The organism is Caballeronia jiangsuensis, from assembly GCF_046030135.1.
Classification (GTDB): Bacteria; Pseudomonadota; Gammaproteobacteria; order Burkholderiales; family Burkholderiaceae; genus Caballeronia; species Caballeronia jiangsuensis.
Genome location: NZ_JAQQDB010000008.1, coordinates 121445 through 136216, shown reverse-complemented (window position 1 = coordinate 136216; position 14772 = coordinate 121445). Strand labels below are relative to the sequence as shown.

10 protein-coding genes and 3 pseudogenes are annotated in these 14772 nt (G+C 62.0%); 7 read left to right on the top strand and 6 right to left on the bottom strand.

Annotated features, from left to right (window positions below):
* The 3 genes from PQR08_RS10935 to PQR08_RS10925 are packed head-to-tail and all read left to right on the top strand — an operon-like array spanning position 1 to position 3169.
* Entirely contained in the window at positions 1–1047 is a 1047-nt protein-coding gene (locus PQR08_RS10935) for an ABC transporter substrate-binding protein (protein ID WP_029672433.1), read from the top strand.
* A gap of 26 nt (positions 1048–1073) precedes the next feature.
* Positions 1074–2327 carry an ABC transporter permease gene (locus tag PQR08_RS10930; RefSeq protein ID WP_238294892.1) on the top strand — a complete coding sequence of 418 codons (1254 nt, stop codon included), beginning with the start codon at positions 1074–1076 and terminating at the stop codon, positions 2325–2327.
* Positions 2328–2341: 14 nt separating this feature from the next.
* Positions 2342–3169 (top strand): ABC transporter permease, encoded by an 828-nt coding sequence (locus PQR08_RS10925; protein ID WP_238212398.1) that lies wholly within the window; start codon positions 2342–2344, stop codon positions 3167–3169.
* Between the two features lie 632 nt (positions 3170–3801).
* Here PQR08_RS10925 and PQR08_RS10920 read toward each other — a convergent pair.
* Positions 3802–4530 carry a Crp/Fnr family transcriptional regulator gene (locus tag PQR08_RS10920; protein WP_029672391.1) on the bottom strand — a complete coding sequence of 243 codons (729 nt, stop codon included), beginning with the start codon at positions 4528–4530 and terminating at the stop codon, positions 3802–3804.
* A gap of 779 nt (positions 4531–5309) precedes the next feature.
* Between PQR08_RS10920 and PQR08_RS10915 the strand changes: the two genes are divergently transcribed.
* Together PQR08_RS10915 and PQR08_RS10910 are read left to right on the top strand one after the other, a co-directional pair.
* Positions 5310–6161, top strand: coding sequence for a class II aldolase/adducin family protein (locus PQR08_RS10915; RefSeq protein ID WP_250486461.1), 852 nt, complete (start codon positions 5310–5312; stop codon positions 6159–6161).
* Between the two features lie 76 nt (positions 6162–6237).
* Positions 6238–6492, top strand: a pseudogene (locus tag PQR08_RS10910) (MFS transporter); the annotation flags it as partial.
* A 160-nt stretch (positions 6493–6652) separates the two neighbouring features.
* On the opposite strand, the gene PQR08_RS10905 reads toward PQR08_RS10910, so the two are convergent.
* The 5 genes and pseudogenes from PQR08_RS10905 to PQR08_RS10885 all read right to left on the bottom strand — a co-directional run bounded on the left by PQR08_RS10905 (position 6653) and on the right by PQR08_RS10885 (position 13829).
* Positions 6653–8233 carry a hypothetical protein gene (locus tag PQR08_RS10905; protein WP_250486460.1) on the bottom strand — a complete coding sequence of 527 codons (1581 nt, stop codon included), beginning with the start codon at positions 8231–8233 and terminating at the stop codon, positions 6653–6655.
* Positions 8234–8315: 82 nt separating this feature from the next.
* Positions 8316–8675, bottom strand: a complete 360-nt coding sequence (locus PQR08_RS10900) for a hypothetical protein (RefSeq protein ID WP_238212401.1) — start codon at positions 8673–8675, stop codon at positions 8316–8318.
* 9 nt (positions 8676–8684) lie between these two features.
* Positions 8685–9698 (bottom strand): annotated as a pseudogene (locus PQR08_RS10895) (ShlB/FhaC/HecB family hemolysin secretion/activation protein); the annotation flags it as partial.
* 25 nt (positions 9699–9723) lie between these two features.
* A pseudogene (locus PQR08_RS10890) lies at positions 9724–12402 on the bottom strand (two-partner secretion domain-containing protein); the annotation flags it as partial.
* A 467-nt stretch (positions 12403–12869) separates the two neighbouring features.
* A complete protein-coding gene (locus PQR08_RS10885; protein WP_238212409.1) occupies positions 12870–13829 on the bottom strand; it encodes a hypothetical protein in 960 nt (319 codons plus the stop codon).
* A 48-nt stretch (positions 13830–13877) separates the two neighbouring features.
* Here PQR08_RS10885 and PQR08_RS10880 point away from each other — a divergent pair, with 48 nt between their 5' ends.
* Positions 13878–14342 (top strand): hypothetical protein, encoded by a 465-nt coding sequence (locus PQR08_RS10880; RefSeq protein ID WP_250486459.1) that lies wholly within the window; start codon positions 13878–13880, stop codon positions 14340–14342.
* A gap of 96 nt (positions 14343–14438) precedes the next feature.
* Complete coding sequence (locus tag PQR08_RS10875) at positions 14439–14771, top strand: hypothetical protein (protein ID WP_238212411.1); 333 nt, start codon at positions 14439–14441, stop codon at positions 14769–14771.
* Position 14772: the final 1 nt, after the last annotated feature.

Sequence of the window (14772 nt, the reverse complement as noted above, 5' to 3'; positions counted from 1 at the left end):
ATGCGCACTCACATCAAAGCACAATGCGCCGCACTCGCAGTATTTGCGTTTGCAACCATCCCGACACACGCGGCGGAGACGCTCTCTGTCGTGACTTTCGGCGGCGCGTACGAAGCCGCTGCAAAGAAGGCCTGGTTCGAGCCGTTCACACAGGCTACGGGCGTGAACTTCTCGACCGAATCGTACGACGGCGGCCTCGCCAAGCTATCCGCGATGGAGCAGGCGAAGAACACGACGTGGGATCTGATCGATCTCGAAACCAACGACGCGATCACCGCATGCGATGAAGGCCTGCTGCAGAAGTTCGACAAGAAGTCGATCGGCAAGACGAGCGATTTCATCCCCGGCTCGATCAGCGATTGCGCGGTCGCGAGCATGGTGTGGTCCACCGTCTATGCCTACGACGCGAGCAAGCTGAAGACCGCGCCGAGCACCGTCAACGATTTCTTCGATTTGCAGAAATACCCCGGCAAGCGCGGGCTGCGCAAGTCGCCGAAGGTGTCGATGGAATGGGCGTTGATCGCCGATGGCGTCGATCCGAAAGACGTCTACAAGGTGCTCGGCACGCCCGCCGGCGTCGATCGCGCCTTCAAGAAGCTCGACACGATCAAGAAGAACATCGTGTGGTGGGAGTCGGGCGCGCAGGCGCCGCAACTGCTCGCCGATGGCGCGGTCGTGATGGTGCAAGCCTATAACGGTCGCATCGACGATGCCGCGAAGAAGGACAACAAGCCGTTCAAGGCGGTCTGGGACGCGCAGGTCTACGACTTCGAATGGTGGGCGATTCCGACGGGCGCGAAGCACGCCGACACCGCCGCGAAGTTCATCGTGTCGCAAGCGCAGCCGAAGGCATCGGCGGATCTGTCGAAGTACATCGCTTATGCGCCGCCGCGCAAGGATGCGGTTGCGCTCGTCGACAAGCAGCGTCTCGCCGACATGCCGACCGCGCCGGATAACTTCAAGCGCGCCGTGCAGATCAACGCGAATTTCTGGGCCGATAACGCCGACCAGATCAACAAGCGCTTCCAGGTGTGGCTGACGCAGTAACGCCGTTCAAGGACCAGAGAGACCTCATGCCTGCATCGATCCACGCGCCCGCCTCCGGTTCTCCGACGAGAGCCGATGGCCGCGCCTCGTTTCAAAGAGCGCGCCGTCGCGCATCGGTGCAGGCGTTGTTGCTTGCATTGCCGCTGATCGTTTTTCTGCTGTCGACGTTCATCGCACCGATCGCGCTCTTGCTCGCGCGCAGTGTCGAGAACAGGGAAGTGCCGGGCAGCATGCCCGCGCTCACCCGCGCGCTCGATGCGTGGGACGGGCGCGGCGTGCCCGATGAACATGTGTTCGCGCTGCTCGCGGCCGGGCTCAAGGACGCGCAGCAGAGCGGACAGCTCGGCACCGTTGCGCGCAGGCTCAACTTCGCGCAGCCGGAATTTCGCAGCCTGTTGATGCGCACCGCGCGCAGCGTCCGCGACGAGACGCCGCCCGCGTGGAAGCCCGCGTTGATCGAGATGGACGAACGCTGGAATTCCCCTGAAATATGGCGTCTTTTGAAGCGCGCGGCCACATCGCCGACGCCCGACTATCTGCTCGCCGCCGTCGATGCGCAAGTGACGCCGCAAGGCAACCTCGCCTTCGTGCCGGATAACTCGTCGGTGTATCGGCAGGCGTTTCTTCGCACGATATCGATCAGCGCATCCGTCACGCTCCTGTGCCTCGTGCTTGGTTATCCGGTCGCGTGGCTGCTCGCCAATCTTCCGGCGCAGAGCAGCAACCGCCTCATGCTCTTCGTGATCGTGCCGTTCTGGACGTCGCTGCTCGTGCGCACGACGGCGTGGTATGTGCTGCTGCAACCGGGTGGCGTCATCAACGGTTTGTTGGCGGGTCTCGGCCTCGCGACGCATCCGGTGCCGCTCATCTTCAATCGCACGGGCGTGTTGATCGGCATGACGCATGTGCTTCTGCCGTACATGATTCTCGCGATCTATTCGGTGATGAAAGGTGTATCGCCCGTGTACGTGCGCGCGGCGCAATCGCTCGGCGCGCATCCGTTCACCGCGTTCGTGCGCGTCTATATTCCGCAGACGCTGCCGGGCGTCGGCGCGGGTTGCTTTCTCGTCTTCGTGCTCGCGCTTGGTTACTACATCACGCCCGCGCTGCTCGGCGGCGCTGGCGATGAAATGATCAGTCAGCTCATCGCATTGCAAACGAACACGCAGCTCAACTGGGGACTCGCGGGCGCGCTATCGGCGTATCTCGTGATCTTCACGGCGATCTTCTATTTTCTGTTCAACCGCATCGTCGGCATCGACCGGTTGCGCTTCGGTTAAGGAGTCTTTCTTCCATGACAGAGCAACGCAACAAGGTGCTGACCGAACGCATCGCATCGCGCTGGGTGCGCGTGCATACCGCGATCGTGCTGTTCTTTCTCGTCGCGCCGATTCTCGCGATCATCCCGCTTTCGTTCAACTCGGGATCGTATTTTTCGTACCCGTTGCAGGGCTTTTCGCTGCGCTGGTACGAGCAGGCGTTGACGAGTTCAGACTGGCAGCGCTCGCTATTGAACAGCATCGGCATTGGCGCGGCATCGACGTTGATCGCCACGTGCCTGGGCACGCTCGCGGCGCTCGGTCTTTCGCGTTCACAGTTTCCGCTGCGCTCGGTGATCATGCCGATCATCATCTCGCCGATGATCGTGCCGATCGTCGTCGTCGCGGCGGGCTTCTATCTGATCTTCGCGCCGCTCGGGCTCGTGAATTCGTATCCCGGCGTGATTTTCGCGCACGCGGCGCTGGGTACGCCGTTCGTCGTGATTACGGTGACGGCTTCGTTGTTGTCGTTCGATCAGAGTCTCTTGCGCGCGGCTTCCGGTCTCGGTGCGAAGCCTTGGACTGCGTTCCGACGCGTGACCTTGCCGCTCATTACGCCGGCGGTCGCCACGGGCAGTGTGTTCGCTTTCGCGACTTCGTTCGATGAAGTGATCGTGATTCTGTTTATCGGCGGGCCGGATCAGCGGACCGTGCCGCGGCAGATGTGGAGCGGTATCCGCGATTCGATCGATCCGTCGATTCTCGCGGTCGCGACGATGTTGATCGTGTTTGCTGTGGTGCTTTTTGCTAGCATTAATTGGTTGCGAGGGAGGGCGGCTGCGGCCAGTCGTGGGGTTGTTTGATGGGCTTTTTTGCCGCCGGATCCCGATTGCTTTTTGGTCTATTAGCTCTGCCCCTGTGCGGGGCGGCAGTCACTTTCTTTGCTGCTGCAAAGAAAGTAACCAAAGAAACAGCTATCCCCAGCCTAAGCACTTCACACCGGCCGCGGCACAGGCGATTGGCCTAATGGCCCGGCAATAGCGAGTGCCCCCACAAGCAGATAACAGCTTGGATCGCGCACGGTCTGCGCCACCAAATGTTTTGCCTCACTGGTTCAGCACCAAATAGCTCCGGCCCGCTTCGCGGCCGATGGGTCAATCGGGTTCGTGCGCGCTTCTACTTCGGTTTCCCTTGCATACCCAACGGCAGCGCGTAGCGCTGTGCCGAAGCTATTTCGTGCTGAACCAGCGCCCTAAGCCTTCTAGCTTGTCAGACCGTGCGCGAGCCAAGCCCGATTGGGCCTTTGAGGGCGACACTTAGGCGAGTGCCACTCGCGGCTGGCAAGCATGGCCAAACTGCGTGTGACCGCGGGCTTAAACGAGCTGCTTTCTTTGGTTACTTTCTTTGCAGCAGCAAAGAAAGTGACTGCCGCCCCGCACAGGGGCAGCGCTAATAGACCGACACGAATACGGGACCCGCGGCGAAAGAGACATCCTTAAACCACCGCTTCAGCCCGCCGCGGCAACATCCGATCAAACTCCCGCTTGACGATGCCATAACACTCGCAAGCACGCTCCTCGAGCCCCGCACGATCCAAAATCTTGATACAGCCACGGCTGTGATGAATAAGCCCTGCATCATGCAGCTTGCCAGCGGCCTCAGTCACACCTTCACGGCGCACGCCCAACATATCGGCGATCATCTGCTGCGTAACGCGCAGTTGATCCGACGGCGTGCGATCCGTCTGGATCAGCAGCCAGCGGCACAGTTGCTTCGACAGCGAGTGATGACGATTGCATGCCGCCGTCTGCGCGACTTGCGTCAGCAGGGCTTGCATGTACAGCAACATCACGCGACGCAGGAAGTCCGAGCGGCCGAAGTGCTCGCGCAACGCGCCCGCGCTCATGCGATACGCGAAGCCCGCGCATTGCACTTGTACGCGCGTCGGCATGGTGTCGCCGCCCGTCAGCACCGGAACACCCGACATCCCTTCGCGTCCGACCGCCGCGACCTCGACGGAGCCGCCGTCTTCCATCGTATGCAGAAGCGAGATGATCGCCGTGGTCGGGAAATACACGTGGTGAATGCGCTGGCCCGAATCGCACAGCAACTGCTCCGTGCGCAATTGAACGAGTTCGAGATGAGGCGCGATGGCTTGCCATTCCTGTGCCGGAAGCGCGCCCAACAGATGATTGCCGTGCAGGTCTGATTGAAGAGTCAACATTTTATTAGTCTCGTGCGTGTGCGCTTCGCGCTTTTGATTTCTTCTGGCTCGCAACAGGATTCGTGTATGCATCTGTCGGCGTACATCGAACCCTGTTGCGACCAGCCCCGTAGCACGAATTCACCGCTCTTATCTGTTGTTGAAGGATCGCGGTGACCTTCGTGCGTGGTCATACATTAGCGAGAGGTGTGCCAGCGCACGCCAATCCTTATACCAACTGGGGTTTGCGCGAGTCCGCACGTAGCGCGCGGCAACGTGCGCTCAAGTACGAACAAAATTGATTCAATCGTGAAAGGCGTCCTTCATACGGATCGCACAGGAAGCTCAACTGACGCCAAACGTTTTCGTCTGGCTAATACCTTGTCGCAACGGGCTTCCGGCTAAGCGGCTGTCGTCAAAACGCTGCCGATTGCACCCCTCAAAGCCTTGTCGCGGTGGAAACGCGCTCCGCTCCCAAAATGTTGCAAACGTGGTTAACGGCTTTGCGCGCCGCTTTTGAAGGCCTTGCGTTGCGTTGGCGCCGAGCCTTATGTGGCGGGCCTCTGCGGGATTCGCCCAAGTATTGGTCCCGGGGCTCGCGTGATCGGGGGCGGATTTGCGGCGACGCGAAAAACGTTGCATTGCTTATACCTAAGGGCATTGGCAACTCCGCAGAGGCTTCAAAAAAGCCCAAGCATGAATGTGGCTCATGTTTCCTTGAACAACCTTCGTTTGTGCGCAAGCATCGCTCGCGGCACCATGCGTGGCATACCCACTTTGATCCGCATGGAGCGAAAAAGATGAGCGACGTCATGGAGACTCCCGCAAAGAGCGATTCGGCAATCGACCTTAAAGGCCGCGTGTCGATTTATCAGCCGGAACAGGAAGGCCTGATCTTCCCCGAGGTGCCGACGTTTTCGAGCCACGCCGAACATCGCAAATATCTGAAGGAGCGCCTCGTCGCCGCGTGCCGCGCGTTCGCGTTGCACGGCTTCGATTACGGTTTCGCGGGCCATCTCACCGTGCGCGATCCGGAAAATCCGTCGCTTTACTGGACCAATCCGATGGCCGTTCACTTCGCGCAAGTGAAAGTCTCGAACCTGATCTGCGCCGATCATCGGGGCAACGTGGTCGAGGGCAAATACGCGCTCAATCGCGCGGGCTTCGTGCTGCACGCCGCCGTGCATGAGCAGCATCAGGACATCGTCGCGATGTGCCACGCGCATACCGTCTACGGCACCGCGTTCGCGGCGCTCGGCAAGCCGCTTATCCCGATGTCGCAGGACGCCTGCGCGTTCTTCGAGGACCACGTCGTGATCGGCGACGAAGCAGGCAAGGTCGCGGTCGAAGTGAAAGGCGGCAACAAGGTCGCGAATGCGTTCAAGGGCGTGAAGGCCGCGATTCACCAGAACCACGGGCTGCTGACCGCGAGCCGTCACAGCATCGATTCGGCGGCGTTCTGGTTCATCGCGCTGGAGCGCTGCTGCCAGCAGCAACTGATGATCGAAGCGACCGGCATCACGCCGAAGCTCGTGCCCGAAGACCGCGCGCGTTACAGCCGCGAGCACGTGGGGAGCGACTATATCGGCTGGCTGCACTTTCAGACCATCTGGAATGATCTGGTTGCGACGCAGCCCGATATGTTCGACTGATCGATCGTTTTTGCCGCAATACCTCGCCTTCGGAGAAAGGCGAGGAGATTCCCTTACAAGATTCGGAGACATCCCCATGACTACGTCGAGACAAGCGTTCCCGGCGTCGCCCGAGTTCGAGCGGGTGGACACCTCGGTGTCCGCGCTCTACGCGAAAGTGACGTGGCGCCTCATCCCGCTGTTGTTCCTCTGTTACGTCGCGGCTTATCTGGACCGCGTGAACGTCGGCTTCGCCAAGCTGCAGATGCTGAAGGATCTCGGCTTCAGCGAAACCGTCTACGGTCTGGGCGCGGGCATCTTCTTCATCGGGTACTTCATCTTCGAAGTGCCGTAAAAGAGTGTGGATATACCGCTGCGGCATGCCACCGCCGCGTGGCCTCCCGCCCTTCTGCCTACGCAACGCCTGCCGAACGTGGAGCTTTCTCTCCTTGGGTGCCGCAGCGACTGCCGTGCCCAATTCCCTCCAGCGGTCCGGCGGACTGCGGACGGCGTCAGGCGTCCCGCTCATAATCGTAACGCTGGCGCAAATGCTGCTTCTTTGTCCGAGTCAGGATGGCGCAGTTCGGGCACCAGGTCTGCTGATTCAGGACGCTATCAGCATTGGCGTCCCAGACGTGCCCTCGATCGCACTCCCACCTCAGCCGCTCCTTTGCGCCAACGTATTCGGTGCTTACACAACGTCCTCCGCGCTCCTGCGCGATGCGCTGCATATCCTCGAGCGTGTGGCGTCTGCCGAGTCGAGCGCAATGCGGGCACCATGTTCCGCTGAGTACGCGACTGCCGCGTGTTTGCCACTGATGTCCGCGATCGCATCGGAAGGTGTAGCGTCCACTGGTACCAAGATACGCCGATCCGATCACTTCGCCACCGTGAGCAGCGGCGGCGGCTTGGATTTGCTTCAGCCCGTCGTCGATCCGCCGCGCTTCTGCGCCGGTCTTCACTCCACACGACCGGCACCAGACGCCGCCCATGATTGCGCTGCCGGTCGCCTGCCATTCGTGGCCCTCTGCGCAGCGAAATCCGTACTTGTTGTTCACGCCCGTGTACTCGGTATCGAGACATCGACCGCCGCGCGATGCCGCTGCTGCCTGAATGCGCACGAGGCCGTTCGGATCGGTCAGCGCATCACCGTGTCGGCGCGCAGCACACGCGCGGCACCAAATTCCCCTGAGCACCGTCGCGCCGGTCCCGCTCCAGCGGTGCCCGTTCGCGCACTGCCATTCGTAGCTCGCCAGCACCCCCGAATAAATGTCCGTGAGACATTGACCGCCATGCTCGCTGGCAGCCCGTTGCAGCCGGTCGAGCCCATCAGCGTGTTTGTTCATTTCCGCCACGCGGGCATTCGAGCACTTCGGGCAGCCGCTGCCTTCAAGAATCTTGGAAGCCCGCGTCTCCCAGACATGTCCCGCGCCGCATTGGAAGCGATGACGGCCCGTCGCACCGGAGATAGGCAGATCCAGACAGACGAAGCCGCACTCGCGCAGCGTGTCGGCAAACCGCTGCGCCAATTCATCGCGCACGCATTGAAGACAGCGCGTCGAGCCGCGCGTGATGACCTGCGCCTGACGGTCGAACTGGTGGCCGTTGGCGCACTGAAACCGATATGAGGATGTGGCTCCGAGCCACTGCGTCGACAGCAATTGCAGACCGTGAGCCGCCGCGGTGTCGGTCAGCCGCACCAGCAGCGAAGCGTCTCGCATCTGCGCGTGCTGGCATCGCCGGCACCAACTCCCTTCGCTGATCTTGCGGCCCTGCGCTTCCCATTCATGTCCGCTCGCGCAGCGCAGACGATAGCGCTCGAGCAGTCCGGTGAACGTGCCGAGCAAGATTCCAACGCGCTGCGCGACGTTGGCGAGCCACCGCTGCTTGATATCGTCAGCCTCGCAGGCGTCACATCGGGATTTTCCCGCCATAAGTGCGCAACGAAGAAATGCTCCGCCCTGCCGGTCGAAGCGATGTCCCTTCGCACATTCAAAGGTGTAGTGTGCGCTGTGCCCCGACCATTGCGTCGCGTGGCAGCGCCATCCGAGTTCGGCAGCGCGCACGTGCAACTTCGTCAATGAGGTATTCACAAAGCATTCCTTCCACGTGAACTTGATGTAGCCCAGCCTCCGCTTGCTTCGTCGTGACGCACCGCGACGACTCAACACCGTGTCATCGCGTCGGATCCTTGCGCCGTACCCGCAGAAGACCGCCGTCTCTCGCCGCGGTTGAATTGTCGATACTGGCATCGGACTGACTCGGCACGCTCCTGCGCCGCTTGCGCGTCACGATGACAGGCACCGCCGCCACGGGGTTCGCCGGGCGCGCTCGCCAGTCCGGCGCAGATGTCTCGTGGCGTTCCAGCATCACGCCAGCGTTTCTCATCTTGCATCGCGTGGGCGATGTCACGCGCAACGGCCGGTTATCGATGGACTCCGAAATCGGTCCGTCGGTCGCGTTCAGGGTGGACGCATCTTTGGATAATTTAGCCTCCACGTAGTAGCGGCGACGATAGTAGGGGTGATTGGCCATGCCAGGTCCTCAGAACTGCGCGGTCATCTGAAAACCGAGCGTCACACGCGACGTTTCAAATGCGGCCGGTTTGTAGAACGGCGTGCCGGCGAACAGGTCGTAGCTGAAGCCCGCGTACTTCGAGGGCACACCACCGCGAATTCCGATTACCGCACCGACGAGTTGCGTGCCTGCAAGAAATGCGGTGTTCGGTCCGAACACCCGCCCGTAGTCGATGCCCGCGTAGAGCGTATGCCCGCTCTTGCCGATCGGCGCTTGCAGTTCGTTGCGCCAGAAGAAGCCCTTCTCGCCCGCCAGCATCTGCTCGCCGTCGAAACCGCGCACGGTGTATCGGCTGCCGATGGTCAGATCGTCGATATAGAACAACGTATCGTTGGTGTATTGCCCATGAAACGTCGTCACGTAACGAAGCGGTTGCGACGCGATCGCAAACGGCACCGACAGGTTCGCATCGAGCACCGCCAGATGGAAACGGTAGGTCGGACCGTCCGGCTTCGTTGCGGGCGTCGGCGCGATGTACGGATCGGGCGGCAACAACGGGTCCGGCGTCGCGCCGAGCCCACCGATGCCCTGCCGGTAGGCGAGCGTGCCGTCGAACTGCGCCGCGCCGAAGTAATGACGGTCGGTCAGGCCCGCTTCAAAGAACGTGTTGTTGCGATGCTGGAGTTCGATTTCCGTGTCGTCGATGAAACTCGCACCGAAGCGCTTCGACAGTTGCGCGTAGCCGCCGAACACGTCGTTCTGGCTGCGGCGAAGCACGCGGGCCAGCTTGAGCCCTGCGGTCTGCGCGTTGCCGCTCGACACGAAAGTCTGGTTCACACCCGCGATCTGCTGATAGTAGGTGTTCGTATTGCCGAAGAGCGTCGCGGTCCAGTAACCCCATGGGATCGAGTACGAGCCGTTGAAGCCGTGTGAGCCGAGGCCTTTGTCGCCGAATTCGAGGTCTTGATTCGCGCCGAGGCTCAGGATGTCGTTCAGTCCGAGCGGATTGTCGATGCCGAGACTGAGGTTGCCTTGCAGCTTGCGTGAGCTTGCCGCCACGGTTCACCAGCTCGCCCGAGCTCGACACGGAAAGCGCGTCGCCATCGATGCTGCCCTTGGTGTTGTCAATCGATGAAGCGGAAACGGTCGTGCTCGCGCCCGACAGCTCGCCACCCACGTTGTTCAGTGCGCCGGTCGTGGTGGCATTGAGCGCACCGCCTGCGCTCACGCTGCCCGCATGGTTGTCGATGCTTTGCGCGTTGAGCGTGGCGTTCGTGGCCGCGTTCAATTGCCCTTGATTCGACAGCGTTGCTGCGCTCAGATCGAGGTCGCCGTTCGCGCCGATCATGCCGCCCGCGCCGTTCACAAGCGCGCCGGTCGTTGTCACGCGCATCCCATCGGCGTTCAACGAAACGATGCGGCCTGCGGTATTGTCGAGCGATGCGCCGCCGATATCGGCGCGCCGTGCCGCCTGAATCGTGCCTTGGCGGTTGTTCAGCGCGAGCGTGGCCTGAAGCGCCAATGCCCCATTGGTGACGATCTGCCCATTCGCGTTCGAGAGCGCGCCCTTCGAATTCACGGTGAGCATGCCCGTGCCCGAGTGCAGCAGCGAGCCACCGTCGTTCGTCATGCCCTGCGATGCAACGCTCAGGTTGTTCGCATTCGATGCAATCGTGCCGCTCGTGTTGTCGAGCGCGCCGCCCGCGGTGATGCTTTGATCGTTCGCGCCGTACTGCTTGATCTTGCCGCCGCGATTGATCAACGCGCCGGGCGTAGAGACGGCGAGCGCGTCGCCGTCGATCGTGCCGTTCGTGTTGTCGATCGACGCACCCGCCACCGTCGTCGTGCCGCCCGACAGCGTGCCGCCCGCGTTGTTAAGCGCACCAGGCGTCGTCGCCTTGAGCGCGCCACCAGCGGTCATGCTGCCCGCGTGGTTATCGATGCTTTGCGCGTTCACGCTCGCATCGCCCGAGGCCGTGAGCTTGCCCTGATTCGACAGCGTGCCCGCCGACACTTCAAGCGCCCCGTTCGTCCCGATGGTGCCGCCCGCGCCGTTCACGAGCGCGCCAGTGGTCGTGACCTGCATGCCGTCGCCATTGAGCGACAGCATGCTGCCTGCCGTGTTGTCGAGCGAACTCGCATGAACCGTCTCGCGGCCTGCGGCCTGCATCGTGCCGCCACGGTTGTTCAGCGCGCCGCTCGCACTCACATCGAGCGTCGATTGCGAGACGAGTTGACCCTTCGCGTTGGACAGACTGCCGGCCGCGACTTGCATCGCCGCGCCGCTCGACAGCTTGCCGCCGTCGTTGCTCAGCGTACCTGCCGTGTTGGCGACGAGTGTGCCGCCTGCCGTCGAACTCGCGCCCGACAGGTTCATGTCGCCGTTCGTCGCGCTCAGGGCCAACGCGCCATTGGCCGAGGTGTTGCTGCCCGCGAGATTGAGCGACGCGCCCTGAATCGTCGTGTTGCCACCGCCTTCATTGCGGCCTGTCGCCGATACCGCGCCGCTCGATGTCACCTTCAGGTCGCCCGAACTGACGATCGTCCCGTCGCTGTTCACGCCCGCGCCGAGCGTGCCGGTCGAGGCGACGTTGCCCGCCTTGATCGTCGTGTTGTTCTGCGCGGCCAGCACGCCGCTGTTGGTCAATGCGCCGCCGGTGGTAGCGACCACATCGTGCTGCGCGTACGTCGTGCCGCTGTTGTCGATGCCTTGCGTGGCGCTCGCATTGATCGAACCGCTCGCGTTCGTCGTACCAGCGAGCACGAGCTGACCGTTCGATTGCAGCGTCAGATCACCCGCTTGCGCCGCGAGCACGCCCTTGTTCGAAACCCCAACACCAAACTCGTTCGATACCAGATAAATCCGGTTGGCATACATTCCACCCAATGCACTCACATCGATTGCAACCGACGGCGCAGGACCATTGCCCGCGATGGGCGTCGCAGCGAGCGTGTTGTGATCGATCTGATTCGAACCGGCGATCGCGTTCAGCGTATTGGCATAGATCGCCGCGTTCACCTGTATCGCACGGGCGAGCAAGTCGACCTGATCGACGTTTGTGGCGTTCAGCCCCGCGCCTTGCACGGTGATATTGCCGCCATTGACGCTGAAGCCCGTCAGACTGCCATTCGCCCCGTAGTTCGGTGTGCCGGTCGTCAGAATGGCTCTCGACGTGTTGATAAAACCGCCGCCATTGACCACCAGCCCGTTCGGGTTAGCGATGACGACCTCCGCGCGCTGTCCGGCCACCTCTAAAAAGCCGTTCAGTTGCGAAGGCGAATTGCTCAACACCTGATTGACGATGATGCCCGCCGAATGTCCCGGCGCGAGATTCGGGTTGCCATTGACATAACCCGCCTGCTGCGTCTGAACGATCGTCGGAGAATTATTGAGAATCGCGCCCTTACCCGGCACATCGAATTGTGAATAATTGTTGACTGAAACGCCGGCAGCAGACGGCTTGGCGATGTTGACTTGCTGGCGGCCGTTTTGCGTCTGCACCACTTGCGCACTCGAACCCGGAGCGGCGACGATCTGCGCCACGGCGAGGGGCGAAGCAACGCTCAGCAGGATCATTGCGGCGAACGCCATGGCACGGATCGGCAGCGTCAATGCAGTGCTCCCCCCCACCGACGTGCTTCGCGGCGCGTGTGGTCCCGTACCATGCGCCCGCGCGAACTCCACAACCGGGACCATCAAACCTCGGAGGCGGCAAAATATTAGCTTGTAGCAGTTCTGATTCATTTTTATGGTGATAAACTTTACGCATAGCGTGTACTCCTAATTAATGGAGACCGCTAATAGGCCACGTGGGCCTAGCGTCACTGCTCGGGCAGATGTGGACGCATGAGCGTGCAATCTGGCGCGCTCAAATTTCGCAACAGCTGCGAGCCGTTACTTCCCCTGTCCGGCGAACGTGCTAGAACATTGCAGCGAATGGAACCAAGTTTAGAAGCTGCCAACAGTCAGACGAATCGGAGCGCTCCTAAACGCAGCACGATGCGCGTGAGCACTCTTCGGGTGGACGGGCGATGAAGGCCGACGCGTCCGGCGCGGTCATCTCTGGCCATGTCAAGCGTCCGTGGTGATTGCCGCTGTCACCGACGCTGTTCGAGTTGCCTTCGATCTTGATGACCGTGCAAGCCGATAACAGCACCAGCGCCGTCGTGGCGAGTGTTCTCCAAAGCATGGTGTTCCCCTCCTCGATGCGCTTACGCGACCTTGGTGAGCGACAAGCGCCCGCGGATCATGAGCGGCGTTTGCGTGTTCGCGCCGAGCACTTTGGTAAAACCCGCCCACACGTGATCGCCCGCCGATATCCATAACGGTCCCGCGAGGATGAGCGAACCGAGCGTGCCGCCCTTCTTCTGCGTGCCCAGTGGCAGGTCGGGGAACCGTCGCACCGCCTGCTGATAAACGCCGGGATACCCGTAGCCGTTGCAGACGGAGAAGGTCATCTGTGCAGGGATCTGCCAGTCGTCCTCGACCGGCGCGTTGATCTCGGCGTCGGCGTCGACCAGGTACATGCCGGTGGGCACCGAGATCGAGTTGTCGCTGTTCACCGTGAACTGGAAGCCGCCGAAGGTGTTGGTGGCCATCGTGAAATCCAGTTCGTAGTGGTCGCCTTTGTCGATGCCCCGGTCGTTGGGTTGATAGCCCAGTTCGATGTGCACGCCCGACAGGCCGCCGAGCGATGACGGCTTATTCAGGATTTGCGCCACGCCAGAGGTGGCGTTCCAGTCCGCGTTGACCTGCGCGGCAGGAATTGTCGGCTTACCGGAGAGGTCGCTGTACTTGCCCGAGGTCGCCACCGCAGCAAAGTCAGGCCGATTCAGAATCTGCGCCGCGCCCGAGCCGGCGTCCCAATCCGCATTCACGGGCAGACGCGTCACCAGCACGTCGTATTCGCCATTCACCCGAGACAGGCACCACGCGAACTCACCCGGCTGCAGCACGACGCTCGGCGCTGCAGCCGGTCCGCCCGTCCAGAGGAAATCGCCGCCCTGTGCGAGCAGGTTCAGCGCACCCGCGCCGTGGTGGTAGATCAGGAACGCGACCGCATTGAGCGGCAACGTCGCGGTGGGCGCGAGCGTGATCGCGCCGCCATCAGCCCCCGCCCACTGGATCGCCATGCCCGCGTGGCTGGCGTCGAGCGTCGTATCGTCGCTCATGTCCCCACTCAGCGTCACCTGGCCCGAGAAGCTGCCGACTGGCACGGCATGCTGCTCGACTTCTGCGGCGGGCAGGTGCGTACTTGGAGCAGCGCGCCCGTGCGCGCCGCCGCCGTGCTGACCATGATGAACGGCGGCGACATCGACTACGTGCTGCTTGTTTATCGCGCGCTCGTGACCAACGATCTGGGCGACATGACGCCTTCGGCGCACGCGCTCGTGCGCGCCTACATGCGCGGCCAGATCAAGGCCGCCAACCCCTATGACCTGTTCTGTCGCCCCTTGCGCGTGTTTGACGTGACGCGGCGCAATCTAACAAGAATCGAGATTCGCGATCAGGCGATGATGATTGCCGACATGCGCCACGTCGTCACCGCGAAGCTGTTTGGCGAGCCAGCCGGAAAAAGCGTTGGGCCGCAGGACACGAAGCGTTCCGCGTTGAACGGCGCGAACGGCGCGAAGGCCCCGCGCCAGCGTCACGCTGCGCATGGCGCCCGGTCGTCACTTTACTGAACCAGACGTGCGCCACCGTTTGCACGCGCGCGGTGGCTACGCTCTACGTGAAGGGGTGAATGAGCGCAGCGAAATACACTCGGAGGGAGACCCGTGATGGCGAAGCACACAACCTACATGTCGCCGACTGATCTCGAACATCCAGCGACGCAAGGTCCACAAAACGAACAGATCGACCGCGCCAGGCTCGAGCACTCGGTGATCAGCGCGCGGGCGTGGGAGGGCTTCACCATCACGACCGAGGACGGTCGCCCGGCGACGCTAGCCGTGGTCGATGACGCCGGTCACATCGTCGAGAGTGGGCCGGAACTGGTCGATGAACTCTGGGACGTGGCCGTACTGTCGTACCGACGCTTTCTCGTGGGCGAAACGGCTCTGCACGTATGGTCATCGCCGTCGGGCCTGTTTCAGGAAAAGGAGGAGCAGTAGA

Excerpts from the sequence above, each read along its gene's own strand:
- PQR08_RS10935 (WP_029672433.1), top strand. The coding sequence starts at position 1 with ATGCGCACTCACATCAAAGCACAATGCGCCGCACTCGCAGTATTTGCG.
- PQR08_RS10915 (WP_250486461.1), top strand. The coding sequence starts at position 5,310 with ATGAGCGACGTCATGGAGACTCCCGCAAAGAGCGATTCGGCAATCGAC.
- PQR08_RS10925 (WP_238212398.1), top strand. The coding sequence starts at position 2,342 with ATGACAGAGCAACGCAACAAGGTGCTGACCGAACGCATCGCATCGCGC.
- PQR08_RS10880 (WP_250486459.1), top strand. The coding sequence starts at position 13,878 with ATGCTGCTCGACTTCTGCGGCGGGCAGGTGCGTACTTGGAGCAGCGCG.
- PQR08_RS10885 (WP_238212409.1), bottom strand. The coding sequence starts at position 13,829 with ATGAGCGACGATACGACGCTCGACGCCAGCCACGCGGGCATGGCGATC.
- PQR08_RS10875 (WP_238212411.1), top strand. The coding sequence starts at position 14,439 with ATGGCGAAGCACACAACCTACATGTCGCCGACTGATCTCGAACATCCA.
- PQR08_RS10920 (WP_029672391.1), bottom strand. The coding sequence starts at position 4,530 with ATGTTGACTCTTCAATCAGACCTGCACGGCAATCATCTGTTGGGCGCG.
- PQR08_RS10900 (WP_238212401.1), bottom strand. The coding sequence starts at position 8,675 with ATGGCCAATCACCCCTACTATCGTCGCCGCTACTACGTGGAGGCTAAA.
- PQR08_RS10930 (WP_238294892.1), top strand. The coding sequence starts at position 1,074 with ATGCCTGCATCGATCCACGCGCCCGCCTCCGGTTCTCCGACGAGAGCC.